This is a genomic window from Bradyrhizobium sp. MI1.4 (assembly GCF_055811315.1).
The window spans coordinates 28,937-54,621 of sequence record NZ_JBVVPP010000002.1; the positions used below are offsets into that span (position 1 = coordinate 28,937).

The following is a 25,685-nucleotide window of genomic DNA, read 5'->3' on the forward strand; positions in this document are numbered from 1 at the left end:
TTGCACTCAGCCTCATGCCTGGTGCCGAGTAGGCATGGCGGTGCTCGTGAGCGTCGCTTGGCCGCACTCAGCCACTCGCAACTATTTTAGACCAGCTGGAGCAGGGTTGAAAGATGACTGTGCAAATTGCTTCAGTGGCATGGCTTTTCCGAACAGATGGCCCTGCGCAAGGTCGAAGCCGAGTTCGGCCACGGCAATTAGGTCAGCCTGGCTCTCCACACCTTCGGCGACGGTGCGCACATTGTACTCTTTGGCTAGATCGACGATATGGCGGCACACCGTTCGCTTGAGGGGCCCATTCGCGCAGCCGCCGACGAACTGACGATCCACTTTCAATTTCATGAACGGGAATTTTGTCCTCCCCATCAGCTGCGGCCAATTGGCACCGACATTGTCGATTGCAAGGCCAATGTTGTGAAAGCGAACCTCACGCGCAACCTCGACCAGGAGATCTAGGTTCTGGATCGCTTCCACGCTCTCGATTTCAATCGTCAAACCGCCGAAAGCGGCGTGCGACGGCATGCGCCGACAGAGATCGCGTACTGCCTGCGGGTCAATCAGGAATGCTGCCGGGAGATTGATGGAGAGATCGATCGAAGTTTGCTGCTCCAGAAGATACTGCCAATCCTTGATCGCGCGGTCGATCACGAACTGCGACAAGTTCCTAAAATGCGGATCGTGAGGTTCCGGGATGAAATAGGCCGGTGGAACAACGCCCCAGGTCGGGTGCCGCATTCGCACATGCGCCTCGGCGCCGCGGCGGCTAAGGGTACACGCGTCAAACTTCGGCTCATACCAGAGCTCAAGCCAGCCAGCGTGTAAGGCTTCTCCGACATGGACCGCGGGACGGGGCGCCGGCTCTCTTGGCAAGAGCATGCCGATCCGATCGCGCAACGTCTCGGCTGCAAACGGCGCCCTGAGCGGCGGCAGCATAGCAAGTCCATATTCACTGCCGACCTGCTGCACTGCCGCCATGATGATCGACTCGCGCGCTCCGAACGCCAGCACTCGGCCTGCAAATTCTTCGCGCACCAGTATCTCGAGCAATCGTCCAGGCTCGATGCGGTCCGAGCCAATGCCGAGCAGGATCAGATCAGGGAACTCCGTGCGGAGTACATGCGGCAACTCATCAGCAGTCCTGCATTCGCTGATAACAAATCCCATATCCTCCAGCACATCCCGTAGAAAGGCGCGCAGATGCCGCTTGCCGACGGCCAGGCATGCCCGCGGCCGCACCTTACGTTGCCCGAAGATTACAGGTTTCCGTCTGACCAGTTCGGCCTGCCCATGTTCCATCGCAACCACTCCCGTTCCGTGACGGTGCCTTAAACGAGGAGCGAAGGTCCAAACAAGCTGTGCTTCCCGATATCTTTCGATTGTTCGAGATAAGCTTAAGATAGTGCATTAGTGTGCAAAATCTTTCGCGATCTTGCTCAGACGATTTTATCGGGCGCACGCGTATGATACCTGTCGCGCTTCGCGCAACTTTGTACGATGTCGTACGCGAGGTGGGAATCTCTCCTTCGGACGGACCGAGCTGACGCTCTATGGCGCTGCGATCATCGTGGCGCACGATTTATTGAATAGAGTAGTTCGTGAGCGACGATCGGCAATCACTCTTACGAACGTTTGATCGACATGACCGGCGTGTGCCGTTTGGTGATTGTTTTCCAATCGAAGGCAGCCCATCATGAGTTCGCAGCTGCTCAAGCCGCAGTCGATTCTGAGAACGGCAATGGCTTGCAATTACCTCAGCTCTGTTGCCTATAGCGAGTGTGGACGTGCTGCTTCCTACCGAGCCAGATAGTTGCTCTCAATTGCGTTTTCTGTATCCTCCTGAGCATGAATTTCCTCTAGAGGGCTCGGTCAGGTGTTCGTGTTGGCGCTGAAGGGCGAGGCACGTCCAGCGCGGGCACGGCTTTGCGCAAGAGCGTGCCAGGAGATGAGAACGCGGTCGCAAAAGCGGTCGAAGAGCTACTTTCCGAATTAGGTGGCCTCGGACCGGAGTTCAGCCTTCGAGGCGCGAAGCAGGCGCCGTTGCGCCTGATTCAGGATCCCGGGCAGGGCTTCATTTTTGTCGTCGAGGAACAAGGCACCGGGCAGATTGTAGGGGTAGCTAGCATCTCGGCCGTACAGGCCGTGAGAGCAGCCGGAGCGTACGGCGTGCTTCAGGAGCTATGGATTTCTCGTGACTTCCGCAGCTCTGACTGCGGTCGGCATCTGCTCGAGGCGGTAGATTCGGAGGCGAAGCGACGCGGCTGGCAGATGATTGAGGTTGCGTTGCCTCCGGATGGCTATCCGGCCCTAGAACGGGTACGCCACTTCTACGAGGAGAGGGGATATCGGGTTGGAGGATTGCGCGCGCGCAAGAGGCTCTGACAGTGGTACGACCTCTGCGCCACACACTTAAAGCGCTCCTGGGCTAGCGTGCTATCGGTAAAGTCCTTCACGCAGTCAATCCTGGGCTTGTTGCTTCTCAAAACGAACGCTTCACGCGTGCGTCGCGGCCCAGCATGATCGAGAACCTTTGACGCTGATGCGGTGCTGACTCCCACCGCGAGCGGTTACCTCTTCGGCCTTCTTGGCGAGAACGTTCAAAAATATCAGCGATCAATCATTCTGCATTGTGGGAAGCGATACCGCGACCCGCCCGACCAAAAGGCGACAGGTCGGCTGCGGCCCGTCGCGGGCGAAGCCCGACCCAGCCTTACGAATCGTTCGTTTGCGCTTCCCATGCAGTGCGATTTACTGGCTCTGGCTTGAGATCACCCACACAAACGCCATCCATTCGTCACCAATTACATTCTCTCGGCAACTGGCCAGCCAGTCGTCTACCAGTCTCATTTCCTGCATCTTGGTGCGGCGGACCGGCGCGTGAAAGGATTCCGCACCACCTTGCCACTCCTGCTGGCGAATTTCGAGGAAGGTGCGCGAGATCAGCCATCACACTGATCCGGTAGAGGATTCCGTAATGAGCAATGTGCCGAGTGCCGCGTCCAATACGACATTCGTGCAGCTCCCCCATGCGCAGGACTGGATGCAAGCGGACCGCTTCGCCGTTTGGCGCCAATACGAAAACGTGGGCCGAGGGAATCATGCGCGACAAAGAGCCGCCCTTTTTTGATCGACCGTCAGTCCGTCAGGACCGCTCGTCGCGAAGAACCAGCTGAATCGTCCGACTTTCCCCACGCCATCACGCATCAGCGGTACATGCCAGATGCTATTGTCGCGCGTCATTGCAACGAACAATACGGTCTCGTCCGAACTGAGCAGGCCATTCGGGCCCGGGCCATTAGAAATCAAGCAATGATCCGGCCGTCAGGGCAAAGTCGAAATACCCGGCCGGTCCGATCGTGCAATCCAGTCTGGCCCTGATCGGTGAAATAGATGTCGCCTTTGGTCGCGATATGCAGGTCGTTGCAGCCTCTGAAGGACTCGGAATTGCGGTGGCCCAGCAACGGTCGGATGGTCCCTCTCTGTGGATCGAGCTCCAGGAGACCGTTGATATAGTCGGACACGAGCACCCGGCCGTCCGGAGCAACCTTCAGACGTTCGGCCAGCCGTCGTATTCGATGATCAAAGACCAGACGCCCTCCGGTGAAATCCGGAAATGCAGCCGAAGGGGATGTCGACGACATAGAGATTCCCGGACTGGTCGAACGACGGTCCCTCGATGAAACAATCTACTGGATATGCCCCGCGGTTCGCGTCTGCCCATTCCGAAGAAACAGCCGGGCGACGAAACTCCGCCGGCATCGACGAGAACACGCTAACCTCCATCAGCTTGGGCGGGTTTTCGAGATGCTCATGATGCGCCTTCGAGCCTGCGACGCGGCTGGCCCTCGTATTTGTAGCCGAACTGCTTGGGCATCGGGCCCTTGTTGCGATCGTTGCGCCCAGTTTGCTCCCAGGCGTGAGCCAGGATTCCGACCGCGCGCGACAAGCAGAAGACCCCCCGCGCGAGCGGAGAGGCGAAGCCCAGTTCGCCGTAAATGACCGCGGTCGCGCCATCGATGTTCATCGGAATGAGCTTGCTCTTGCGCTGTTGCATCACCCGCTCGATCGCGCGAGCGGCCTTGGCATAATCGCCGCCGACACTGCCCTCGTCAGCTGCGGCATCCACCAGCGCCAATAGCGGGGCCGCGCGCGGGTCGACTGGATGAAACCGATGGCCAAAGCCCGGCAGATATTTGCTGCGGGTTGCGGTGAAATGGTCGATTGCAGCGCCAGCGGCCTGCTCGATCTCTCGCCCTTGGCGCCGTCGCAGCACATCCTCGTAGAGTTCGATAGCCTGCTCCCCTGCTCCGCCATGCACGTCATCGAGCGTGTTGATTGCCGAGGCCATTGCGCCATTCAGGGGCAGGCCGCAGCTCACCGCCATTTGGGCAATTGCAATGGAGGGCGCGTGCGGACCGTGGTCAACGGATCCAACCAGCGCAGCTTGCAGCAGCTGCTCCTGTGCTGGCGTCGGCAGATTGCCACGTAACATCAGCCAAATCATGGCGGGAAAAGAAACGCGGCCTATCAAATCTTCAATTGGATAACCCCGATAGGCGATGCGACCTGGCGCGATATCGCAAATGGAGGTTCGCCACCAACTGGCCGCTTGCTGTCTCAGTTCTTCTTCGCTCATTTCCGCTTCCGTCCTTTCAACCTGCCGATTGCCAACCGACGCAAGCCGTCGGATGTCATGATATCGGTCCGTCCGTGGCTGCGCGGACGGGCAGGAAATCAGCCTCTCCTTGCTTTGGCCTCCCGACGGCTCGGCTTGAGACTAGTTGCTCAACCTCCGCATACGAATAGCCGAGCCGCTGCAGCCATCGCTCAGTGTCTGCTCCGAGCGTCGCAGGTGGTGAAGGCACCGAAAACTCCTCATCCAGCCGGAACCCCGGCCGCGTGATTCGTAACGGCTGCGCATCGTCTTGTTCTGGCGCCAAAGTCTCGATGAATCCGCGCTCAACGACCTGTGGCTGCTGCAACACTTGCGAGACCGTCAGCACACGGCCGGCAGGGACACCAGCCAAGTTCATTTGGGCCTCCCATTCCTCAGCGGGCTTGCAACTCAATGCCTTGTTCAACTCCGCGCTCAGCGTAGCGCGGTTCACCTTGCGCATCTCGCGTCCAGCAAAGCGTGGATCCGTCTTCAGGTCCGGTCGGTCGATCAGGTCGCATAGGGCTTGATACTGCTTCTGCTCGTTGGCGGAAATGTTCAGCGGGCCCGTTGCGGTGCGGAACGTGCCGGAGGGAGCCGCGGTAAAGTTCTCGTTGCCGATGGGCTGCGGCTCGATCCCGGCGTTCAGGTGGTTGGAGACGACCCATCCCATCGCCGCAATGGTGGCCTCGAGCAGGGACACGTCGATGAACCGACCCCGTTGCCTATGCCGCTGGTCGACCAGAGCCGCGGCGATAGCAAACGCAGCAGTCAGTCCCGCAATCGTGTCCGAGATCGGAAAGCCCGTGCGCAGGGGAGCCGAGGCTATATCGCCGGTGACGCTCATGGCTCCGGAGAGACCCTGGACGATCTGGTCATAGGCCGGACGGGCGGACCACGGTCCGCTCTGCCCAAAGCCGGAGATCGCGCAGTAGACCAGACGCGGGTTCAGCCTGACAAGCACATCAAAGCCGAGGCCAAGGCGTTCCATCACCTTCGGCCGGAAGTTTTCGAGCACCACGTCGGCTTCCTTGACCAGTCGCAAGAACACCTCGCGGCCCGCTTCCGATTTCAGGTCCAGTGCAATCGATTGCTTGCCGGCGTTCACAGCGACAAACGAGAGTCCCTGCAGGCGCTCCGCTCTTTGCGGATCCGCGCCGAGGCGCCGCGCCAGGTCGCCGCCGTTCGGATTTTCCACCTTAATGACCTCCGCGCCAAGGCGCGCAAGATGGTAACCGCAGAACGGACCCGCCAACACGTTTGACAGGTCGAGAACGCGGATACCGGTTAGCGGCAGAGACATCTGAAGAGCCTTCTTGTAGGTGATCCGATAGCGAGCGCTTAGTACGCAACTTATTTCAGTTGCTGCGCAGCACGTTCCGCGAATCGATTCGTGAAGGTCTTGATCAGGTCGATCTTTGCGGCTGCGATCTTCGGATCAAAGTCGCCTAGGACAGCCAGCGGGATCTTGGCCGCCTCGATGTCCATCTGACCTGTTGGCGAGAACAGCGCTTTCGACGCGTTCATGATCTCGATGTTCACCTCGCGATTGTCGGTCTTGTATGCAGGAGGCATCGCGTCGACGAGTTGTTCCGTCGACGCCGTGTTGATCCAGCGGTGGGTTTTGAGCAAGGCGTTGACGAGGCGCTGGACCGTTTCTGGATTTTTGTCGATGAAAGTCTGCTGCAGGTAGAGACAGGCGGTCGGATAGATTCCGCCAAAGGCCTGTTTTGAGCCTTCGAGTGTGCGCGCGTCGAACAGCGGCGTCGCACTCTTTTTGCGCGCGAGAAGGGTCGCAATCGGGTCGAAATAGACGAGCGCGTCGATATTCCTGGCCTCGAGTGCCACCATACCGGGTGCCCCGCTGCCGACCGCGATAATGTTCACGTCGCGCGGACCCAACCCAGATTTCTTGATGTAGTAGCGCGCCATGGTGTCGGTCGATGACCCCGGCGCCGTGATCCCGAGCTTGAGGCCCTTCAGGTCGGCACCGGACTTGACCTTGTCAGCGAGGCCGCTGCGGATACCGAGCAACACGCCGGGAATGTCATTGAGCAGGAACACGCAGGAAATCTGTTTGCCCTGCGCCTGCATCTGAATGGTGTGATCGTAAAAGCCGACTGTCCCGTCCACCGAACCGCCGACCAGCGCCTGCAAAGCCTTCGAACCACCGGCCTGGAAGTTTTCGACGGTCACCTCAAGGCCCTGGTCCTTAAACGAACCGAGCTTCACACCAAGCTCGAGAGGCATATAGTTGAGGATCTGTGATCCCACTGCGATCTTCAATTTTGTCTTCTCGGGCTCGGCGGCATGCGCTGAAATGAGCGGCAATACAGCTGCCGCGATAACCACCATCAGTCTCGGAAAAGCGTGCATGGGAACCTCCGTGAGAATGGGAGCGCTACGATCAAACTTCGTGGGCAGGTGCCGGCCGCCAGACCAGCAGCCGCTTTTCCACCCGGTCGACGATGGCATCGAGCGCGATGACGAAGGCGGAGAGGACGATGATCCCTGCGAAGACACCGGTGGCATCAAGGACGCCCTCGGCCTGCGCAATCAGGTGCCCCAATCCTGCGGACGAACCGAGATATTCGGCGACCACCGCTCCCATCACGGCCATGCCGACAGATACCCGCAGACTCGACAGGATCCACGTGGTGGCGGACGGCAGGTAGACGTGGCGCAGCAGCGAGGACTTCGATGCACGCAGCAAGCGGGCATTCGCGAGCACGACCGGATTGACCTCGCGGACCCCCTGAAACGTGTTGAAGAATGCGACAAAGAGGACCAGCGTTACCCCGAGCGCGACCTTGGAGGTGAGCCCCAATCCGAACCAGATGACGAAGATGGGTCCTAGCAAGATGCGGGGGATCGCGTTGAACATCTTGATAAAGGGCTGGACCACCTCGGCCGCAAACGGGCTTAAGCCGAGCCAGATACCAAGCGCGGTGCCGATCCCGATCCCAACCAGGAAAGACAGCACCGTCTCCAGCAGTGTTGTCCCAACATCGGTCCAGAAGTCCGATGTTGACATCCACTCGCCTATTCTTGCGACAAGCGTCGATGGTGCCGGAAAGAAGAAAGGATCGATCAGCCCGACCCTCACACCCAGTTCCCAGATCAGGATCACACCGAGGACGATGGCGAACTGCGTGAGAGCAACCTTACCCCTGCGCATAGCTTTTCTCCACTTCGGCGCCGAGCAGCGACCAGATTTCACGATAGAGCGCGACGAATTCATCCGTGGTCTGGAGTGCCAAGACGTCGCGTGGACGGGACAGCGTGATCCTGACATCGCCAACCATGCAGCTGGCAGGACCGGCAGACATCACAACGACGCGGTCCGCCAGCGTGATCGCCTCATCGAGATCATGGGTGATAAAGACGAGGGAGCGCCGGTCCGCCTGCCATAGCTCGAGCAGGATGCGATGCATGAGGCGGCGCGTGTGAACGTCCAGCGCGGAGAAAGGCTCATCCATCAGGACGATCTTCGGCTCCATGATCAGGGTCTGGGCCATGGCAACGCGCTTGCGCTGGCCTCCGGATAATTGATGCGGATAGCGCTCCTCGAACCCCTTCAAGCCGACCTTGGCGAGCCAGGGCCGCGCCTGCTCGCGCGCCTTTGCGATCGAGCTTCCCTGAAACACCAGCCCGAGGCCGACATTGTCCTGGGCTGTTTTCCAGGGCAGCAGCCCTTCCTGTTGCAGCATGTAGCCGGACTGACCGTTCAGGCCCCTAAGCGATTTGCCGAAAATGCGAACCTCGCCGGCGGCCGGCTTCAGCAGTCCGGTGACAGTATTGAGAATGGTCGATTTTCCGCAGCCGGTCGGCCCGACCACTGCAACGAATTCGGTTTCGCCGACCTGGAGGTTCATGCTTTTCACGGCGGTGAAGTCGCCGAAGCGAATCATCACGTCGCGCAGGTCGACGGCAAGTGCCGGCTGCCCTTCCATTGTTTCGCTCCGCAGAACCTGTTCTAAGCCTCAAAACAGGTAAATGGCGCTACATCCGGAGTCAATTGCATTCTGCAACATAGAACCCAGATGAGCATTGAATACTGGACTTTCTATCCATTCTGGATATCTGTTCTGCACGACAGAACACGAGGACTGTATCAATGGCAAAGACTGGGGTTGATGCGGTCGGGCGCGCCCTGGCGATCCTCAAGGCCTTCGGCGCTGAGCGAGCAGCCATGACGCTGACCGAGATTGCCGAGGCGACCGACTTCTACAAGAGCACGGTCCTTCGCCTTGCCGCATCCCTGGAAGCGGACGGATTCCTGGTGCGGGGGACCGACCGGCTATTTCGACCCGGACCGGAGCTATGGCGCCTTGGGGCGCTCTATCAGCGTGGGCTGGACCTCGGTGACCTGATCAGACCCTCGCTCCATCGTCTGGTCGAAGCAACCGGAGAGACCGCATCCTTCTACATCGCGGAGGGCGACGAGCGCATTTGCCTTTATCGCGTTAATTCTCCGCGTTCCGTCCGGCATCACCTCGAAGAAGGACAACGATTGCCGATTGATCGCGGCGCTGCGGGCCGCGTTCTTACCGCTTACCGCGATTTTGCATTCGCTGATGGAAAGAAGATCAGAGATCGTGGCTTCTACGTCTCGATCGGCGAGCGTGATCCTGAGGTTGCGGCCGCAGCGGTGCCCGTAATCGATGTCTATGGCAAATTGCGGGGCGCGCTCTCAGTCTCCGCCATTCGCACTCGCTTTGATGCAGATGCTCGGAAATCTGCCGTTGAAGTGCTGAAGTCCGAGGCTAAAGCGCTGATTGGTTTGCTGCCTGCAACTGAGCGCTGAGCTACATGGCAGCGTTCTGTTTATAACGCACAGCTCGGCGGGTGCCGCAATGGCCTCTCCTGAGCGTAGCGCGCATTTCTCGCATTGTTGAGGCCTGCAGATCATCCTCGATCTCGACGCCACCCATCCCTACAGAAGCCGCTGTCGCGGCGTGCGTGGCGAGGTGGCGTAGATCGCCTCCTGCTGAGAGGATGTGGGTGTTGGAGCCCCCCTCAGACAGGGTATTGAGATGGCCGATTTGAGCCTCTTCGCCGCCGCATGATCGAGGACATGACAGTCCGCAATCTGTCGCCGGCGACGCAGCGATCCTACATCAGCGCGGTTTCGAAGTTCAGCCGCTATTTCGGCCGATCGCCGGAGCGGTTGGAGCTGGAAGACGTCCGGGCCTTCCAGGTGCATCTGGTCTCGACCGACATCTCATGGCCGGCGCTGAGCCAGATCATCGTCTGTGCGCTACGGTTTTTCTACGGCGTCACGCTCGGCGAGGCGCTCATCCCGGAGCGCATTCCCTATGCGCGAGAGCCCCGCAAGCTGCCGGTCGTTCTCAGCGCCGACGAAGTGGTGCAGTTCCTCGAGGCGGTGTGAAGCCTGAAGAGCCGCGCCGCGCTCACCACCGCCTATGCGGCCGGCCCCAGGGCCTCCGAGGTCGCGGGACAGCGGATCGAAGACATCGACAGCACCCGCGGTGTCATCCAGGTGCGCCACGGCAAAGGCGCGAAGGATCGCAACGTGATGCTGTCGTCCCAACTGCTCGGCATCCTGCGCACCTACTGGCGGCTCGCCCGGCCGCGGCTTTATCTGTTCCCTGGGCGTGACGAAGGTCACCCGATTGATCCGACCGAGTTGCATGCCGCCTGCCGCTCGGCGGTCAAGGCTGCGGGCCTGACCAAGCGCGTCACGCTGCACACGCTGTGCCACAGCTTCGCGACGCATCTTCTGGAGAACGGAATCGACATCCGGATCGGCCAGGTTCTGCTCGGGCACAATAATCCGTCGTCGACCGCGCGCTACACGCAGGTCGCCACCCATACGATCCGGGCGACCCAGAGCCCGCTCGACCGCCTGTCGCTGGAGGTGACGCCACCGGCATGACAACGGCTCCGGGATCCGGCTTATGACCCCCCGACGTCCGCCCGCACCGACCGCCATTGACATTGCCGATATCTTGCGCCGGCATGGCGACGCCTATCGTCGTGACCATGCCGGTCATCACGGTCGCGTCGAGCGGCGGGCGATGAGCGCCATTGTTGGGTGCCGAACCGAGGCGCTCGGCGGCCACGTCGAGGCCCGCAATGACTGCGGCATGACGCGGATCGCCTATAATTCCTGCCGGAGCCGGCATTGTCCGAAGTGTCAGGGGCCAGCCCGAGCCGCGTGCCTTGCCGCGCGAGAAGCCGACCTGCTGCCGGTTCCCTACTTCCACGTCGTCTTTACGCTTCCTGCACCGATCGCCGCGATTGCTTTCCAAAACAAGGCGGTCGTCTAGGCCATCCTGTTTAGGGCCGCCGCCGAGGCGATGACCGCCGCTTGCTGCCAATCCGCGCCGGCTCGGCGCGGAGATCGGCGGCGTCGCGGTCCTGCACACCTGGGGACAATCGCTAACGCATCATCCCCACATTCACTGTGTCGTGCCGGGCGGCGGCCCGTCACCTGATGGAACACGCTGGATCGCCAGCCGACCGAACTTCTTCCTGGCCGTCAAACCGCTGTCCCGGCTCTTTCGCTGTCTTTTTCTCAAACGCCTGATCGGGGCCTTCCACGCCGGCGCCTTGCGCTTCTTCGGCGATCTTGCTTCTCTTGCCGAACTCGACTCTTTCGCTGGTCGCATCAAAGCCATGCAGCGCGTCAACTGGGTTGCTTACGCCAAGCGGCCCTTCGGCGGACCCGCACAGGTGCTGGCCTATCTCGGCCGCTACACCCATCGCGTCGCGATCGCCAACAGCCGGCTCGTCGCACCCGACAACGATCATGTTGCCTTCACATGGAAGGATTACCGCCAGGACGGCGCGACAAAGATCATGAAGCTCAAGCCCGACGAGTTCATTCGCCGCTTCCTGCTTCATACGCTGCCCGATGGTTTCCATCGCATCCGCCACTTCGGCTTCATGGCCAACCGCCATCGCGCTGCCAAGCTCGCCCTTTGCCGCGAACTTCTCGATCATGAGACAGCCCAAACGACAGCCAGCCGCCGCCTGTGGATTCGGAAGCTCAAACCTGGGCCGAAGTTCCTGCCTGTCCGGATTGTGGTGGCGTCATGCGCATCATTGAGCGCTTTCGACACAGCTTCAGACGCTCCATCCCTCGAACATCACCGTTCCGATGCGACACATCGTGAGCCAAGTCATGCCGTGCACGACGATCATCATTCGTCATTTCGCTCCCAGCGTCTCGATCATCGCGGACGATGTCGACTCCGTGCTTTCACACTGCGCGACAACAACCGTCCGATGCAGCAAAATGCCTATCGCGATCTCCAGTGAAGCGCGTCTGATCTCAACTCTTCCCCGATGCGCACATCTCGTGTCTCTGCCTCACGCGCCGAGCCAGCAGATCGGGCCTTCCGATCTCGAATGTGCTGCATGCTCTGGTCCTCGTCTTCGGCCAGAACGAACTTCAAACTGGATTAAGCCCGAGGGGCAGGGTCAACACCCACGCCTTCCTCGGCGGTGCAAAATCCATGCACCAGATTCGTGTGGGCGTCGGCGGCGCCACTACAACGATCGCGTGGTTGCCCCCCAGCGCATCCAGTACGAGGGCAACCTATGGCGTGAGGACACCACGCGGCAATCCTCAGCGCGCGGCAATCCTCAGATGGGCTGTGACGGGCGTCTCTTGGAGACTCGTACGACTCTCACGGCTACTCGCCGTTCCCAGCCGGTGGTCGGCCACAGTCGTCTCTTCTGGCGCGATTTGGCGGATTGTTAGCAAAGTTGCGCGACTCTCCGACCGCCTACATCTGTTCGTCGGAGCCGTGGCCTCTCGCGAGATCCCGTGTCCGTTGCATCGTGTGGGAAAAATATTCGTCGCGCTCGCGGCGCACGCGCTCTTGATGCGCTCTGAAATTCGCAACTCGTTTGCTGATGTGCTCTCGCTCGGAGGTGTCCCAGCTCAACCGCGGGGGAGAATCGGGTGGGGAAGCTTTTGCGATTGGCGCGATGGGTGCTATCAGCTTTGGAATAGGCGCTACGCTCCGTGCGCGTTCTACGAGTGCCGCGGATTGTTGAACCAGCGCCTCCAGTTCCTTCTTCCAGTTCATCTTCCATGTTCTCCGACCAGTCATGGGAGCATGCTAATTTGGTGCGGTACGCTCGTCCAGCTACCCCTTTTGGTAGTTGCGAGGCCGCTGCTTGTCCGCAAAATAGTGGCCGATGAGCCATTTGGGCCGATGAAATTCGCGGCTTCCCTGCTAGGAGAACCCACCAACGTAACCTTCGTCACCCAAGTGACGCAACAGGATGGAAGATCAGAACGATGCGACCTGGGTCAAACCCGTCGGCTGTGCCTGGTCTCTGGCATGAAAGCATGATCGCCCAGGCTCGCCATGCTCGAACTCCTCAAGCGACTACGCTGACGCCGAAGCAGCGGAGATTGTGCGTCAATGGGCGAATCGGCGCCGCCCGAATGGTCCGACCAGAACTACTCTACAGTATTGCTCAAATGGGAGATGGGAGTGGCGAGGGGTGTTGTGAAATGGTTTAACGCGACGAAGGGTTTCGGCTTCATTCAGCCGGATGGGGGCGGCCAAGATGTTTTTGTACACATAAGCGCCCTGGAGCGCGCTGGCCTCTCTGACCTGCGGGAAGGGCAGGCAGTCTCTTACGAGCTTAAAGTCGACCCGAGGCGCGGTAAAAGCAGTGCGGAAAATCTGCGTGTCTGATTTCATGTCGTAGGCGTCTGGCCTCAGCCCCCCGCCCAAGTCTGGCGCTTACCTCGGAACGACCCCAGCCTCTTTAAGCACTGGGGTCGTTTCATTTCTCGCCAATTTTCGACGTTTCGCGGGTCCGAATACAAAAGAACGTAGCTAGCGATGCTCGCTAGCGCATCGCCTCTTTGTCCCGTTTGGTAGACGGGTAACAGTCAGTCCGCCCGCTCGTCATAGCGCGATTTGAAGGCGCTCGCGAGCGGCTTATTGGTCGGAAGGTCATCCTCCCCGATCATCCTGGACCGGAGGTGGTGGCGCCGGCGCTGATCAAACCCGATACCGTGCTGCGGCGCGAGTTCAACAGTGTGGACCAACGAAGGGATGGGAAACCTAAGCAAGGACTCTCGCGCGTTCGAGAGGGCTACGATATCAGGCTATTGATGCGCGAGCTCCCTTCGCCGGACGTTGGATCCGGTCAAGGTCGCCAGCCTCGAGGGCTCACAAGCAGGCAATTCGTAGATTGTGGGCAGGCTCCTCAACGCCCTCCATCAGGAGCCTTCGGGGATCTCGGGGAGCACGACGCCGCACCTGCGGCCGCGGTTGTGCATGCGGTCGCCGCGTTCTTTGCTCAGCCACACGCCTGGCTCGTACGCTGAAGCTGCAACCGCGTAGTCGCCCTTCAAGTGCTGGATGATCTCGCCGAGAAATGATACGCAGCGGCGATGATCGTTTACCTTCACATCAATAAGTGTCGGGGCAGGGCTGGATTGAATTTACCTTAATTGGGCGGGGCCATCTTTGGTTGAGTGCTCGTCCGGTCGCCACGCCATTATGGGATCGCTCTCCGCCCTAGAGCCTCTCGTCGTGGAGGTTGGCAATCCTCCTGGCGCAGCGAACCGGCTAGAACTGAAAATCGAATTTTGAGATGCACGAAGGCAATGCCGAACTCACCTATCGGAATTCCAAGGGGATTTTGCTGAGCCGGGACATTTCGGGCGTCCACCACCGATCCGCGCCCCTCGTAGTCTAATTTATGTAACCGCGGAACGCTTCCGTCCATCATTAGGGCTTCGCACGGACCAACATACGGCCCGTTGGCATCGCGCGTTGAAGCCCACTTGAGGATTCAAAGCCGGAGCGGCTGCTAGCATCAATGCTAAAGCTCGATCCGTCCTCCTAATGAACCAGCGCATGCGACGGCACCTTGAAACATCGCGCTTCCGATCGGCATCAAGCGTCGGCGCCTATCTGGGTCTTACGCCTCGACGCAACCACTCTGGCGAAACTGGGCAAGATATCACGATGGGGCGACCGTCTTCTCCCAACCTACCTGTACGAGGCGGCGATCGTCCTGCTTCATCGAACGAAGAAATGGTCCTCTCTTAGGGCTTGGGGCATGAAGCTCGCTAAGCGGATTGGCATGCGAAAGGCAAAGGTCGCCATCGCGCGCAAACTCGCCATCCTTCTTCACTGTATCTGGGTCTACGGCACATCGTTCGACTGGGGCCAGAGGAAGGAAGCCTGATCCGATCTTGTAGAGTTCCTGGTCCGGTCTGCCGGACTGGCGATGTCTCGCTGGGACGGTGTTGTGGCGGCCTCGGTCAATCAGGCGGTGGCGGCTCGTCCGCACTCCGCTGCAAACGTTGAGGCGCCCGACCCCGACATCATCATGAGGCGCTGCGCGACTTGGAAAGGACCATGATCCCAGCGAAGACCTCAACCAGCCCCGGCGATCTAATGCACGTATCAGCCGGCCCGCGCCGTCTCCGCAATCCGGACCAGCTCCGACGGCGCGAGCACTACCACCGTGCCGTGGGCGAGTTCAGAAATGTAAGTTTTGACAACAAACCGCAATTAAAGGGCCGATTGACACCCAGCGCGCGCGTACGCAGGCGAGGCAATCGCGGCTCCCCGGAGATCATGATCCGCGAGCGCCCTGCTAAAGCTGCCGAAGCAGTGCCGGGACATCGTGAGTGAGACCTCCTCCTCGGTGTTGGCAGCTCGGCAATCTGCAGGCCGTCCGAACGCACGAAAGGCATCACGATGCTATTGCACCGTTCGTTTGGCGGGGTTGGCGAAGCGCAGCGCCTGGTGGCGAGCGACGCAGCTCTTCGAGTAAGGTCAGGCCCTCTTTCACGACGCCGGCCGGAACGACAGTCCCACTCAGGACGCCAGTCGAGGACACCGAGTGCCGTTTGTCGTGTGTCAACTATCAACTCTCGCAGTTGATGGAGAGAACGACCCATGCAACCGTAACGATCGGATACCACCGATGCAGGTCGATTAACATCCGGAGAGACGCCCGTGCCATGCGGCGCCACGTCCATGGATGAAAAATGCGTACAAGCAGCGGCTGATCATCGACAAATCAAACGGGCGGATCCTTCGTACAGTGATGTTTAATAATGACGAGTGACGGCACAGAATCTTCGCTCCGCATCTGGCTCGCCGTCATCGTGCTAGGCATCGCCTCGTTTCACATCGTCTTGGCAGAGATAGCACCTATCGGGCTGTTGTCTCAGATTGCTCGCGACCTCGGACGAGATCAGGCAGCGGTCGGGCTCACGGTGGCCCTCTATGCCTGGATCGGTGCTGCCAGCGGTCTGTTGTCACCCGTTCTGCTTCAGAAGTTTCCTCGCAAGCCGCTACTCATCGCCTTGACTCTTATCCTTTCCGCAACAACGTTTGCGGCGACGATGTCTCACACTTTCGAAGGGTTGTTGCTGGCACGCACGGTGGGCGCTGTCGTTCACGGTTTCTATTGGGCCATGGCGGCTGCGGTTGCGTCTAAGATTGCGCCGTCCCGCAGTATGGGTGTTGCGATGGCAATCGTATTCGGCGGGATCTCGATGGCGACCGTTGTTGGCGTGCCGCTCGCGAACTTCGTCGGTCAGGTGAGCGGATGGCGTGCAGCGTTCAGATTAATTGGCGCCATCGGACTGATCACCTCAGCCCTGATGGTGGCAGTTCTTCCGAAAATGCAGGCCGGGACGCCAGCGGGATGGAGAGAGCTTGGATCGGTCTGCCGCAGGCATGACCTGTTGGGGATCTATGCCGTAACGACATTCATGGCGGCGGCGCATTTCGGGGCGTACACATTTATAGAACCATTCCTCAGCGAGATTCCAAACGTTGCCCAAGTCATGATCGGCGCGCTGTTGTTCGGCTTTGGCGGAGCAGGATTCCTGGGGAACATCCTGGCGGGCGTCCTCATCGACCGCTTCATGAAGCCCATCATCACTGCGGGGCTGCTTGCTCTGTGTCTGGCGCTCGTTGGCCTTGGATGGTTTGGTCCCCACTTGGGGACAGGCCGGGTCCTTGTCTTGCTGGTCATCTGGGGCGCTGCCGTCGCGGCGCTGTTCGCGGGACTCCAGACCTGGATCCTGCGCGCCGCCGGTTCGACAGTGATGACTGCTGCCGCGATGCACTCGGCGGTCATCAATTCGGCCATCGGCTTCGGAGCCGTCCTTGGCGCCCAGATGTTGACTGTAGCCGGCCCATCAGGAGTGATGCTGGCAGCTGGTATGGTCGTCATCATCCCTCTGCTGATAGTTCTCCCGCAAGCAGCCCCAGAGGGTGATCTAAAAAAGGGGGCGTTGCTTGATGGATAACGCCGCAGCCGTGCGCAACGCGCGGATCGCCGCGTGCCCTACCACGAATGTCGCACGAAACCTTCCGCTGGTACGCGAGCGTTGGACCAAAATGTTCGTGCAGCCAAGCGGACCGGTCGAAGGGGGTGAAACACCACGCCAGGCCTTGCCCGAGAACTCGTTGAGGAACTCGGCATCGAGGTTTCTGGCGATGTACGCGAACATTTCGGGGCGATTGCGCCGTTGCGGCATTGCGAGGAGCATTCGGTCGAGCGGTCTACCGCACTGCGGAACACTTTTGCATTCTTTCCACACAACAATGTCTCTGTCCTGAGATTACCCGGCATTCTAGCATCATAATTGGCGCTACCCGACAGACGGGCAAGCTCGCCTTCTTCATCCCGTGAGCGTCCTCACGCTGGCGTGTGACGCGCTTCTCGATGATCGGTCCTATCGCGCTCAACCGAAGGCGCTCTTTGCTGGCTCTTCTGAGGCGCTGCCGAGCAGCTGAGCCATCATCGCCTTCCTGCGCGAAATGAGCAAGCTGATGACCTATTTGCGTGCCTTCCTGATTGAGCGCTCACCAGCATCACAATGGCATTCCAAGCAGCGACTTTGATCAATTGCGTCCTTAGACCCACTGGGATCTCAAAGCCATGGTCTAGAACTGGGCTTACTGTCAATGAACGCGCATGATGGTGCCTTAAGACGAGACGCAAGATCGGCGCGGCCTCTAGATCAAGTTTACGCGCTAGACACGTCCGACCAACGGCCGATGATCCAATGCGACGGCCATCCCGAAACGAGTGAAGCGACCTGCCACAATGCGCTCGGAAATGTTGTCATCTGGCGCGGACTCTCCAGACACACCGGATCGAACTCTGCGCCGAAATTGGAGCGGTTGGAAATGTGGGTAAATGAAGTCTCATCGAACAGTTCCACCGCTGCGGCTTTGGAGCGGCTGTTTCCGCGGTCAGCGTGAGTTTCCGGTGCGCCAACCTGTCGAGCAGATTGACTCGCCGCAACTGCAAAATCGGACTAGTGGCACACCCGATAAAAATCCATTAGCGTAAGCTTCCTATGTTTAGCTTGCCTGATTTGCGTGTACTGGAAGTCGCGGCTGTCGTCATCGAAGAGGGCAGCATGAGCGCGGCCGGCCTCAGACTTGGCATCACTCAATCGGCCGTTTCACAAGCGATGAAGCGCGCGGAGGCGCATATTGGCGCGTCCCTCGTCCGTCGCGATCGTCGTCCTCTTGGGCCCACGGAGGCGGGGCAAGCTCTGCTCACCCACATGCGCGAGATAACCCTGCGCGTCGGACGAGCTGTCGAGGAAATGCGGGCCGCCGCAGCGCGTCCCGAACGCGAGGACCTTCGGCTCGGGATGATCGACACGTTCGCGTCCACAGTTGGACCACTGTTGGTCCGCAGCCTCATGGCGGGTTCAATCGCGCTTCGCGTGAGCGCGTATTCGGGGCTGGTACCCGCGCACGCCGAGGCATTGATGCGCAACGAGATCGATGCAGCTGTCACATCGGATCCAATGGAGGGCGTTGACGAAGTTACCCCATTACCCCTATTGCGCGAGCCATTCCTCCTGGTAGCACCGATTGCCTGGGCGGATACTCTTCGCGATCGTCCACTGGACGACCTACTCCTCGAGCACCGACTTATCCGCTACACTGCGCGTTCGCACATGGGAACGCAAATTGAACGTCATCTCCGGCGTCTAAGGATAGAGCATCCGCAGACGATGTCGTTCGACACGTCGGACTCGCTGCTCTCGATGGTCGCCAATGGCATGGGCGTGGCGATTACAACACCCCTGTGCATATTGCAGGCTGCCGTCCATCGACCGGCGCTCGAAGTCATGCCATTGCCGGCGACCGGCCTCTCGCGCACGATCGCGTTGGTGACTAAGCAAGGCGGATTAGACACGTTGGCTGCGCGAATAGCGGATGATATTCGTGTGCTCCTGCGGAACTGGACCTTGCCCCAGATCGCTGCTCAAATTCCCTGGATGGCTCGTTCCGTCGGCAGCATCGTGTTGGATCCGCTCGCTCACGAGGACGCCGCCTGCCGGTGCGTTGCGGGCGGCTCCACCCGGACGCTCGACGAACAGTATATCCCTAATTAATCATACTTATTAGCCTCCATAACATCTCCGATCTCAGCTTTAACTCTCGCCCGTCTTCGGAGAGAGTTGTTTGCGTAGCGTCCGAACCCGGGATCAGAGATGTCAGCGACTCGCACCGAAATAGACAGTCTAGGAACGCGCGAGCTGCCGCTGCGCGCCCTGTACGGCTTGGCCTCCCTGCGTGGGAGCGAGAATTTCGACATCTCACTCCAGAAGCTCGGTGATCAGCCGGCACTTCTTCGGGCACTAGCGCGCATCAAGCGCGCTGCCGCGGCGGCGAACCGTGAGCTCGGAGCCCTCGACGCCAAAGTAGCAGGAGCACTAATCGCGGCTGCGGACGAGGTCATTGCTGGTAAACACGATCGGCAGTTTATCATCGATTTGCTCGAAGGCTCCGGCGGCACATCGATCAACATGAACATGAATGAGGTTCTGGCGAACCGGGCCCTGCAAATTGTCGGTGAAAAGCCCGGCCGGTACGACGTGATCCACCCAAATGATCACGTGAACCTTTGCCAGTCGACGAACGATGTGCTGCCCTCGGCGCTCAAGTTGGCGGCGCACGAAAAGTCCGGCGATCTGGTGGGTGCGCTGGAACAGGTGGCGGCCGCTCTTTCGGAGCGGGCCATTGTATTCGCTGACGTATTGCGCGTCGGCCGCACATGCATGCAGGCCGCCCAGCCGATGACGCTCGGTCAGGCGTTCGGCGGTTACGCATCAGCGATCAAGCGGCTCTCCTTGAAGCTGTCCGTGGCGCGCCAGGAATTGATGGTGCTTCCCCTCGGAGGCACTGCGATTGGCACCGGGCTCGGAGCAGTGCCGGGCTATCGCCGTGCCGTCTATGGACATCTTGCGGCGATCTTGGGCGCCGCGGTACGCCCAGGCGACGACATGTTCGATGCCATGCAGAACGCCGACGCCTTCGCACGCGTGTCGTCGGAAATCCGCATCGCAGCAGAGGTATTGGCGAAAATTGCCTCTGACCTGATCATCCTTTCCTCTGGGCCAAATACGGGGCTTGGCGAGTTGCGGTTGCCCGCTCTCCAGCCCGGTTCTTCGATCATGCCAGGTAAACTCAATCCAGTTCTGCCGATGATGATCCAGCAAGTTGCGTTCGCTATCGTCGGCAACGACGCCGCAGTATCTCTCTCTGCGTTGAGCGGCCAACTCGAAATCAATCACTTCGAGCCAGTCATCGCCTCGCGCCTGTTCGATTCGATCGAGCTTTTGACGCGATCGGCCAGAATATTTGCCGACCACTGCATCTCGGGGATCCGGGCAAATCGGGAACGGTCGCTCAGCAACTTGATGCAATCTTCGGCTCTTGCGACCGTGTTCGTACCGCGCCTGGGTTATGAACAGGTATCGACACTTGTCCTTGCAGCCGCTGAGCAAATGCGGCCCTTCGTCGAAATCGCGATCGACCGCGGACTTCTGAACCGTAGCGCGGTTTTGCAGATGCTGCACGAGAGCACCCGTTATCGCGAGAATGGCGCATGAGCGCGATTCTGCACCTGCCCTTGTACGGGAAGGGCTCACGAGCATGCCGCGAGTCGATGCACAACACCGGAGGATCAACCTACGAAGGTCATACCACAGCCAACTCGCCATCGCCCTGTCTCAACCCGATGCGGCGGATGAGACGATGCGCCGCGATCGAGAGGCCGCTTGTTCATGGGTCAGTGCTCCGGCCTCTCTTCAAGTCGTGCTTATACGGACGCGCCTGGCCGAAGTGCCAGGGGCAGTGATCGGCAAAATCAGCAAACACGTAAGAAATTGTCGATAACGTATTCTAACCATTCGCGTGGGGCCGTCCTGGCCTCCGCCAATCTTCACATCCTGTTCGGCCGGTAGCCCGATCAAGATGTGCAAGTTCTCCGATAGCTGGTTACGGCCTGATTCACCTGATGATACATTCACGAGGCGTGATCGAGTCCCGCAGGTTCGAACACGGGCCCAACATTTTTTCGTTCGTTCGCTGCCGTATTCAAGACGGCACTGAGGCACGCGAAATCCATCCGATGCCGAGAGGCAGCTGCGCGCGTCAGAATCTCATCCGTCGTCTCGACTGGGGCCCAGCTGAAGTTTCCCCACTCCCAGCCGTTGTTTATGTCGTATGCGACATTCGGTTTGAGTATAAGGTAAGGTCAATCAAGATGCTCTGGCTATAGGCCTTGTCGATGACCGTGCCAGTGTTTACCTGGTTTGTAGCAAAAGTTAGCATCACCTTTTGTATTGGCGTCATTGCATTTAGCTGCTTGCCATAGAGTGGCAAAGCGCAAAGGGGTTCGCATTTCCATTCACCAATTCGGAAACGCCGCATGTTACTGGTGTGACAGTCAGTTCTCGATTGAGATCACCCCCGCTTCACGGCCGACCACATTGCCGCTGCCTTGGGCCGTTTCGACTTCCAGCCTTTGGCCGATATCAATGCCGTAAGAGCTGACGCCCTTAATTTGGCCGGTAGGGCGCGCAATCGGGCCGCCAAGCAGTTTGGAGTGGCGATCAGCACGGCGATCGGCTGGATGAAACGGGTCGATGAGACCGGCAGCGTTGCTCGGGGCCAGATGGGTTGGAAAACCATTACCTTTCTGGCGGCCCTGCGCCATGACCGGATCGATGCGCCATGGTTCATCGAGGGACCAATCATGGCGTGAGCTTCCGGATCTATGTGGAGAAGGTTCTCCTGCCGACCCTTCGGCCCGGCGACATCGTCGTCCCGGACAATCTCGGCAGCCACAAAAGCAAAGCCGTACGCCAGCTCATCCGCTTCGCCGGAGCAAAGCTCTTCTTCCTGCCAAAATACTCACCCGACCTGAACCCCATCGAACAAGTCTTTGCCAAACTCAAGCATCTGCTCCGCAAGGCAGCCGCACGAACTGTCGATGCGGTCTGCGCCGCCATCAGCGAACTCCTTTATGCATTTACACCCGAAGAATGCGCCAACTACCTCAAAAACTCAGGCTATCGAAGCTAGTCCCATCACGCTTTAAGGGCGAGCCTCCCAGGAGGCTAGCGCCCAATGCTCTGTGCCTCGATCATATCCGTTCTCAGCTCAACCCGCTATCCCGATCGCTCTTGAGGACCGTGCCGGAGCGCTCGTCTGAGCTCGCCGAACTGGTTGAACATGACGATGAGAGCGATTATTCCGGCGCCAAGCTCTGCGAGCGCTTGACTGGCTAACAGTCCGTTAAAACCCGCTACCAGCGGGAATAACAGTACGGCCGGTATGAAGAGATACCCCTGCCTGGCCAAGGACACAATTGCACTGAGGCGCGCTCTCCCAAATGACTGAAGCATTGCCGTCACGAAACTCTGCACCCCAAACAGTCCAAAGAAGAGATGGAACACGATGCAGGTCGAGACGGCAATTTCGGTGACGTACTCGTTATCGCTAAATAGGCTCACCAAAGGCCTCGCAAAAATCACAACGGCCGCAGAATACAGCACCGAGAATGCGATCGTCACGAAGAGCATGAACTTCGCAGCTCTCAATATATGAGCATAGTCGCGTGCGCCCCAACCGAAACCCAGGATAGCTTGAGCGCCAATACAGAACCCGGTGATAGGCAGTGCGCCGACCATCAAGATACGCACAGCTATTCCAACCGCGGCGATGGAATCGTCGCCGAACGGCGCAGCAGCTCCGTACAAGAGCATAACGGCAAGAGCAGATAAGATACTCGTCATTGTCGCCGGCGCGCCTACCAACGCGAGCTGTCTGATGCGATCTGCTCGCAATGATATGTGAGATATCCTGACGAGAACCGTCCCGCCAAGCTTCGTAAAATACACGATATACAGTCCGACAGCAGAGATCTGAGACACCAGCGTTGCGAGGGCTGCGCCTCGCACGCCAAGGTCAAGTGAAAATATGAAGACGGGATCAAGCACAGCGTTCAGGATAAACGCGGTCATCATCACCCACATGCTAAATCGTGTATAGCCTTCGGCTCTTACAATGAACCCGCTGACGGTATTTAGTAGCATCGGGGTGTACCCCAACAAAACCGTTCCCGCGTAGTCGAGCGCCACGGGCATGATGGTTGGGGTTGCTCCGAGCGTTGCAAATATCCCTGGCAGATTTGGAAGCAGAGTGAGGGTGACTATGATACCGATCGGAGCGGCGAGCGCGAGTGCCGTGCTTGCGCCTCGACTCGCTTCTAGGTACTCACGAGCGCCCAGATGACGAGATATGAACGACGCTGCTCCAACACCGATCCCCTGTCCGGCTGCGGCGAGCAGGACCACGATCGGCAAGGTCATGCTAACAGCTGCGATCGCCTGCGCGCCTAGGGCGCCAACAAAGATCGCATTGACGACCTGCTGCAGCGCATGGATCGATAATCCAACAACAGACGGAATGGCGAGCCGCAGGATAAGACTCAAGAGATTCTGGTCCGATAGATCGACGTGCTGTTTTTTCTTCGGCATCACATTGCGCTTGCTGTCGAGGGCGAATTCTGTATTCGGTCCATTCACGGACGAGTGAACTTTTCCAAGTTCGACGATGGCGTACTCAGCGCAATCCTCTCTGGATCTGCTCTGGCACGCCGTGATCGCCTGGATAGGTTGACGTTTTCAAAGCTGATTTTTGCCTGGGCATACGCCTCCCATCAGTTGTAGCGAATACTGACTGAGGTGTTTGAGGGTAGCCCCCAGGTTCTGCTAGTCATATTGTGCCGTTCCGCCCTTTGGTTGAGCATCGTGCCGGTTGCGTTCACTTCTCGGGATGATGATCGGCGGGGAAACGCGGCCAGACCCTAGAGCCTCAAGTTGGTTTTGGCATCTACCGGATCTTGTAGTAGACGCTCCATCATCTGCATGGCACAAGCAATGAACGTGCTCAGAACCACTGTGGTGGTTCGATGATGTCCTGCAATCTTTACAAGATATCGGGTTCCTCAGCGCGATCGAGACGAACGGCAGGCTGCCGGCCCCGGCCAGCGTGGTGACTGGATTTGCGTCAGTAAATCGCGCCGCGCTGGCCGTCACTCGCGGACACGAACTGAAAATTCGTGTGGCCGCAACCGGCAGCCTGCCAGACCGGTTCGATGAACGTGGCTTGGACAATTTCTGCTTCGATCGAAAGACCGCCCTGACGCCGTCGAGCGGCGGGCTATCTCGTACTGCCTGGCTCAGCCGAAATGGCGGCTCAGCGTGCCGTCCCACAAACACTCGGCATCACATGAAGATATCCCAAGCATTTAAGTTCGAGGCAGCGCACCGACTTCCAAACGTCCCGCAGACACATCGCTGTCATCGGGCGCATGGTCATTCCTATCGCGTCGAGGTCGTGCTGAAAGGGGCAGTCGATCCGCACACCGGATTCGTAATGGATTTCTTCAACATGGAGGAAGCGTTTGGCCTTCTTATAAAGAAGCTCGATCACCATTGCCTCAACGACGTCCCGGGACTGGAAAATCCGACGGCGGAAAATATCGCCATCTGGATCTGGGAGCACGCGAAACCGCGCCTCGCCCAACTCTCGAGCGTGAGGGTGTACGAGACGACGGATAGTTGGGCGGAATATGACGGGCCCGATCGCTGAATTCAGCGCTGATTTGGGACTGTGTCGATGCGGCGCGCCTGTCGTTCTTCGGCTCAGAAGCGGACTTGCTCGATCTGCGATTCGGCTCTTCATCCGCCACGCCCGCGGCCAGATTTCTCGCTCACAGAGGAGCCCTTGGATCCGACCGGAGCGCCCGGTTTGGCTATGAGGACACCCATCACGTGACCGCATTCGAAAAGCTTCCGGCCAAACGATTCGGAATCCCGCGTTGTGCTAACCGCGGAACGATCTGAGGGATTCGTCCTCAGGAGCGAATTCGATGCTGATTGTACCGGCGAGACGACCCGCCATCCCGGACGCTGCGGCTCGGCGACTTGGTGCTGCAGCAGGTCGGCGCTAGCCGCCAATGCGAGGAGCACGGGTGGATGCAAGATCGCGCAAGCCCGCATGTGCGCGAGCGTGCCATAGACATCGCCGTCAATATCCCCCGTTCGAACTTCGACGGGCGAAGCCTCAATTGAAGCTGGCGAGGTGCCGGACTCGAGCGTCCGCGCTGACTGGTCAGGGATGCATCCCTTGGCCGACTGGTTATTTCCACCCAACCAATAGCTGCGGACGTAAACCGGGCGAACAGCTGTCCACAGGAACCGATGCCTCGCCCCGCCGCATCCGATAGAGTGCAGTCAGGCCCGCACCGACCACGGGTTCATCCCGGGAACCTCCAATCCCCAAACCTTAGCCGAAATGGCGGCCGCGCTCGAGTAATCGCCGGACTATCGCGTCTTGGCCGGCTCGTTTCGCGCCCAAAATTGGCGGGGATTGAATTTCTTGGCAACTATCTAAGCCTGCAGCAAATCAGCGGTCTCTTTTCAGACAGCAATTGCAGCGCGGTCAGGAAGTGAATAATTCTCCACCAAGAACCAATTGAAAAATGGGTACGCCACCCATTCGGGGAACATGGATTCTGTCCCTGTCCCGGGCGACGTCAATCTTGCGAGTTATGCTGCCGTGATGTCCGGCAAATCACGTGGCGGTGGCCTGCTCGGTCAGGTAACAACAGCATCCGCCTGTCGGAGCAGAAACGGATCTGCGACGCGCTCTTCGCCGAACACATGACCCCCCCCAAG

The 25,685-nt window shown here is 59.2% G+C and carries 17 protein-coding genes and 4 pseudogenes; 11 read left to right on the top strand and 10 right to left on the bottom strand.

The features are described 5' to 3' along the window. Positions 1–81 precede the first annotated feature (81 nt). Complete coding sequence (locus AC0L23_RS02510; protein WP_259217602.1) at positions 82–1,296, bottom strand: EAL domain-containing response regulator; 1,215 nt, start codon at positions 1,294–1,296, stop codon at positions 82–84. Positions 1,297–1,920: 624 nt separating this feature from the next. On the opposite strand from AC0L23_RS02510, the gene AC0L23_RS02515 reads away from it, so the two are divergent. After that, on the top strand, positions 1,921–2,379 hold the full coding sequence (locus AC0L23_RS02515) for a GNAT family N-acetyltransferase (protein WP_473356767.1): 459 nt from the start codon (positions 1,921–1,923) through the stop codon (positions 2,377–2,379). A 920-nt stretch (positions 2,380–3,299) separates the two neighbouring features. On the opposite strand, the gene AC0L23_RS02520 is transcribed toward AC0L23_RS02515, so the two are convergent. The 6 genes from AC0L23_RS02520 to AC0L23_RS02545 form a co-directional block, all read right to left on the bottom strand. Continuing rightward, positions 3,300–3,638, bottom strand: a complete 339-nt coding sequence (locus AC0L23_RS02520; RefSeq protein WP_310473285.1) for an SMP-30/gluconolactonase/LRE family protein — start codon at positions 3,636–3,638, stop codon at positions 3,300–3,302. 167 nt (positions 3,639–3,805) lie between these two features. Next, the gene (locus AC0L23_RS02525; protein ID WP_259217604.1) at positions 3,806–4,633 is read right to left on the bottom strand and encodes a citryl-CoA lyase; all 828 of its coding nucleotides are present in this window, start codon (positions 4,631–4,633) and stop codon (positions 3,806–3,808) included. A gap of 55 nt (positions 4,634–4,688) precedes the next feature. After that, on the bottom strand, positions 4,689–5,954 hold the full coding sequence (locus tag AC0L23_RS02530) for a CaiB/BaiF CoA transferase family protein (protein WP_259217605.1): 1,266 nt from the start codon (positions 5,952–5,954) through the stop codon (positions 4,689–4,691). A gap of 50 nt (positions 5,955–6,004) precedes the next feature. Beyond that, the gene (locus tag AC0L23_RS02535) at positions 6,005–7,006 is read right to left on the bottom strand and encodes an ABC transporter substrate-binding protein (RefSeq protein ID WP_473356768.1); all 1,002 of its coding nucleotides are present in this window, start codon (positions 7,004–7,006) and stop codon (positions 6,005–6,007) included. 52 nt (positions 7,007–7,058) lie between these two features. Continuing rightward, entirely contained in the window at positions 7,059–7,829 is a 771-nt protein-coding gene (locus AC0L23_RS02540) for an ABC transporter permease (protein ID WP_259217608.1), read from the bottom strand. Continuing rightward, the gene (locus AC0L23_RS02545; protein WP_259217610.1) at positions 7,816–8,604 is read right to left on the bottom strand and encodes an ABC transporter ATP-binding protein; all 789 of its coding nucleotides are present in this window, start codon (positions 8,602–8,604) and stop codon (positions 7,816–7,818) included. The genes AC0L23_RS02540 and AC0L23_RS02545 overlap by 14 nt, the downstream gene beginning before the upstream one ends. 164 nt (positions 8,605–8,768) lie before the next feature. Between AC0L23_RS02545 and AC0L23_RS02550 the strand changes: the two genes are divergently transcribed. From AC0L23_RS02550 to AC0L23_RS02560, 3 genes and pseudogenes are all read left to right on the top strand, one after another. Next, entirely contained in the window at positions 8,769–9,458 is a 690-nt protein-coding gene (locus AC0L23_RS02550) for an IclR family transcriptional regulator (protein ID WP_259217612.1), read from the top strand. Positions 9,459–9,716: 258 nt separating this feature from the next. Next, a pseudogene (locus AC0L23_RS02555) lies at positions 9,717–10,550 on the top strand (tyrosine-type recombinase/integrase). A 22-nt stretch (positions 10,551–10,572) separates the two neighbouring features. Further along, positions 10,573–11,793 (top strand): annotated as a pseudogene (locus AC0L23_RS02560) (IS91 family transposase). 615 nt (positions 11,794–12,408) lie between these two features. Here AC0L23_RS02560 and AC0L23_RS02565 read toward each other — a convergent pair. Further along, positions 12,409–12,714, bottom strand: a complete 306-nt coding sequence (locus AC0L23_RS02565) for a hypothetical protein (RefSeq protein ID WP_259217614.1) — start codon at positions 12,712–12,714, stop codon at positions 12,409–12,411. 414 nt (positions 12,715–13,128) lie between these two features. Between AC0L23_RS02565 and AC0L23_RS02570 the strand changes: the two genes are divergently transcribed. From AC0L23_RS02570 to AC0L23_RS02590, 5 genes and pseudogenes are all read left to right on the top strand, one after another. Beyond that, positions 13,129–13,335: a cold-shock protein gene (locus AC0L23_RS02570; RefSeq protein WP_219682983.1), complete on the top strand. Its 207-nt coding sequence runs from the start codon at positions 13,129–13,131 to the stop codon at positions 13,333–13,335. Positions 13,336–14,535: 1,200 nt separating this feature from the next. Beyond that, positions 14,536–14,845: pseudogene (locus tag AC0L23_RS02575) on the top strand (transposase); the annotation flags it as partial. Positions 14,846–15,725: 880 nt separating this feature from the next. After that, entirely contained in the window at positions 15,726–16,931 is a 1,206-nt protein-coding gene (locus AC0L23_RS02580) for an MFS transporter (protein WP_259217615.1), read from the top strand. 1,059 nt (positions 16,932–17,990) lie between these two features. Then, a complete protein-coding gene (locus tag AC0L23_RS02585) occupies positions 17,991–19,046 on the top strand; it encodes a LysR family transcriptional regulator (RefSeq protein ID WP_259217616.1) in 1,056 nt (351 codons plus the stop codon). Positions 19,047–19,145: 99 nt separating this feature from the next. Then, complete coding sequence (locus AC0L23_RS02590) at positions 19,146–20,546, top strand: aspartate ammonia-lyase (RefSeq protein WP_473347443.1); 1,401 nt, start codon at positions 19,146–19,148, stop codon at positions 20,544–20,546. Positions 20,547–21,385: 839 nt separating this feature from the next. On the opposite strand, the gene AC0L23_RS02595 is transcribed toward AC0L23_RS02590, so the two are convergent. Further along, positions 21,386–21,655: a hypothetical protein gene (locus AC0L23_RS02595; protein ID WP_473356774.1), complete on the bottom strand. Its 270-nt coding sequence runs from the start codon at positions 21,653–21,655 to the stop codon at positions 21,386–21,388. Here AC0L23_RS02595 and AC0L23_RS02600 point away from each other — a divergent pair. Next, positions 21,620–22,023 (top strand): annotated as a pseudogene (locus tag AC0L23_RS02600) (IS630 family transposase); the annotation flags it as partial. The gene AC0L23_RS02595 and the pseudogene AC0L23_RS02600 overlap by 36 nt on opposite strands. A gap of 86 nt (positions 22,024–22,109) precedes the next feature. Here AC0L23_RS02600 and AC0L23_RS02605 read toward each other — a convergent pair. Then, complete coding sequence (locus AC0L23_RS02605; RefSeq protein WP_157234121.1) at positions 22,110–23,528, bottom strand: MATE family efflux transporter; 1,419 nt, start codon at positions 23,526–23,528, stop codon at positions 22,110–22,112. Between the two features lie 706 nt (positions 23,529–24,234). Between AC0L23_RS02605 and queD the strand changes: the two genes are divergently transcribed. Continuing rightward, positions 24,235–24,597 (top strand): 6-carboxytetrahydropterin synthase QueD, encoded by a 363-nt coding sequence (gene queD, locus AC0L23_RS02610; protein ID WP_473356773.1) that lies wholly within the window; start codon positions 24,235–24,237, stop codon positions 24,595–24,597. Positions 24,598–25,685: the final 1,088 nt, after the last annotated feature.

Bases quoted from the DNA above. Each gene is read 5' to 3' on its own strand.
- AC0L23_RS02540 (WP_259217608.1), bottom strand. From the start codon at position 7,829: ATGCGCAGGGGTAAGGTTGCTCTCACGCAGTTCGCCATCGTCCTCGGT.
- AC0L23_RS02520 (WP_310473285.1), bottom strand. From the start codon at position 3,638: ATGTCGTCGACATCCCCTTCGGCTGCATTTCCGGATTTCACCGGAGGG.
- AC0L23_RS02530 (WP_259217605.1), bottom strand. From the start codon at position 5,954: ATGTCTCTGCCGCTAACCGGTATCCGCGTTCTCGACCTGTCAAACGTG.
- AC0L23_RS02550 (WP_259217612.1), top strand. From the start codon at position 8,769: ATGGCAAAGACTGGGGTTGATGCGGTCGGGCGCGCCCTGGCGATCCTC.
- AC0L23_RS02565 (WP_259217614.1), bottom strand. From the start codon at position 12,714: ATGAACTGGAAGAAGGAACTGGAGGCGCTGGTTCAACAATCCGCGGCA.
- queD (WP_473356773.1), top strand. From the start codon at position 24,235: ATGAAGATATCCCAAGCATTTAAGTTCGAGGCAGCGCACCGACTTCCA.
- AC0L23_RS02545 (WP_259217610.1), bottom strand. From the start codon at position 8,604: ATGGAAGGGCAGCCGGCACTTGCCGTCGACCTGCGCGACGTGATGATT.
- AC0L23_RS02580 (WP_259217615.1), top strand. From the start codon at position 15,726: ATGACGAGTGACGGCACAGAATCTTCGCTCCGCATCTGGCTCGCCGTC.
- AC0L23_RS02585 (WP_259217616.1), top strand. From the start codon at position 17,991: ATGTTTAGCTTGCCTGATTTGCGTGTACTGGAAGTCGCGGCTGTCGTC.
- AC0L23_RS02525 (WP_259217604.1), bottom strand. From the start codon at position 4,633: ATGAGCGAAGAAGAACTGAGACAGCAAGCGGCCAGTTGGTGGCGAACC.
- AC0L23_RS02535 (WP_473356768.1), bottom strand. From the start codon at position 7,006: ATGGTGGTTATCGCGGCAGCTGTATTGCCGCTCATTTCAGCGCATGCC.
- AC0L23_RS02590 (WP_473347443.1), top strand. From the start codon at position 19,146: ATGTCAGCGACTCGCACCGAAATAGACAGTCTAGGAACGCGCGAGCTG.
- AC0L23_RS02510 (WP_259217602.1), bottom strand. From the start codon at position 1,296: ATGGAACATGGGCAGGCCGAACTGGTCAGACGGAAACCTGTAATCTTC.
- AC0L23_RS02595 (WP_473356774.1), bottom strand. From the start codon at position 21,655: ATGGCGCAGGGCCGCCAGAAAGGTAATGGTTTTCCAACCCATCTGGCC.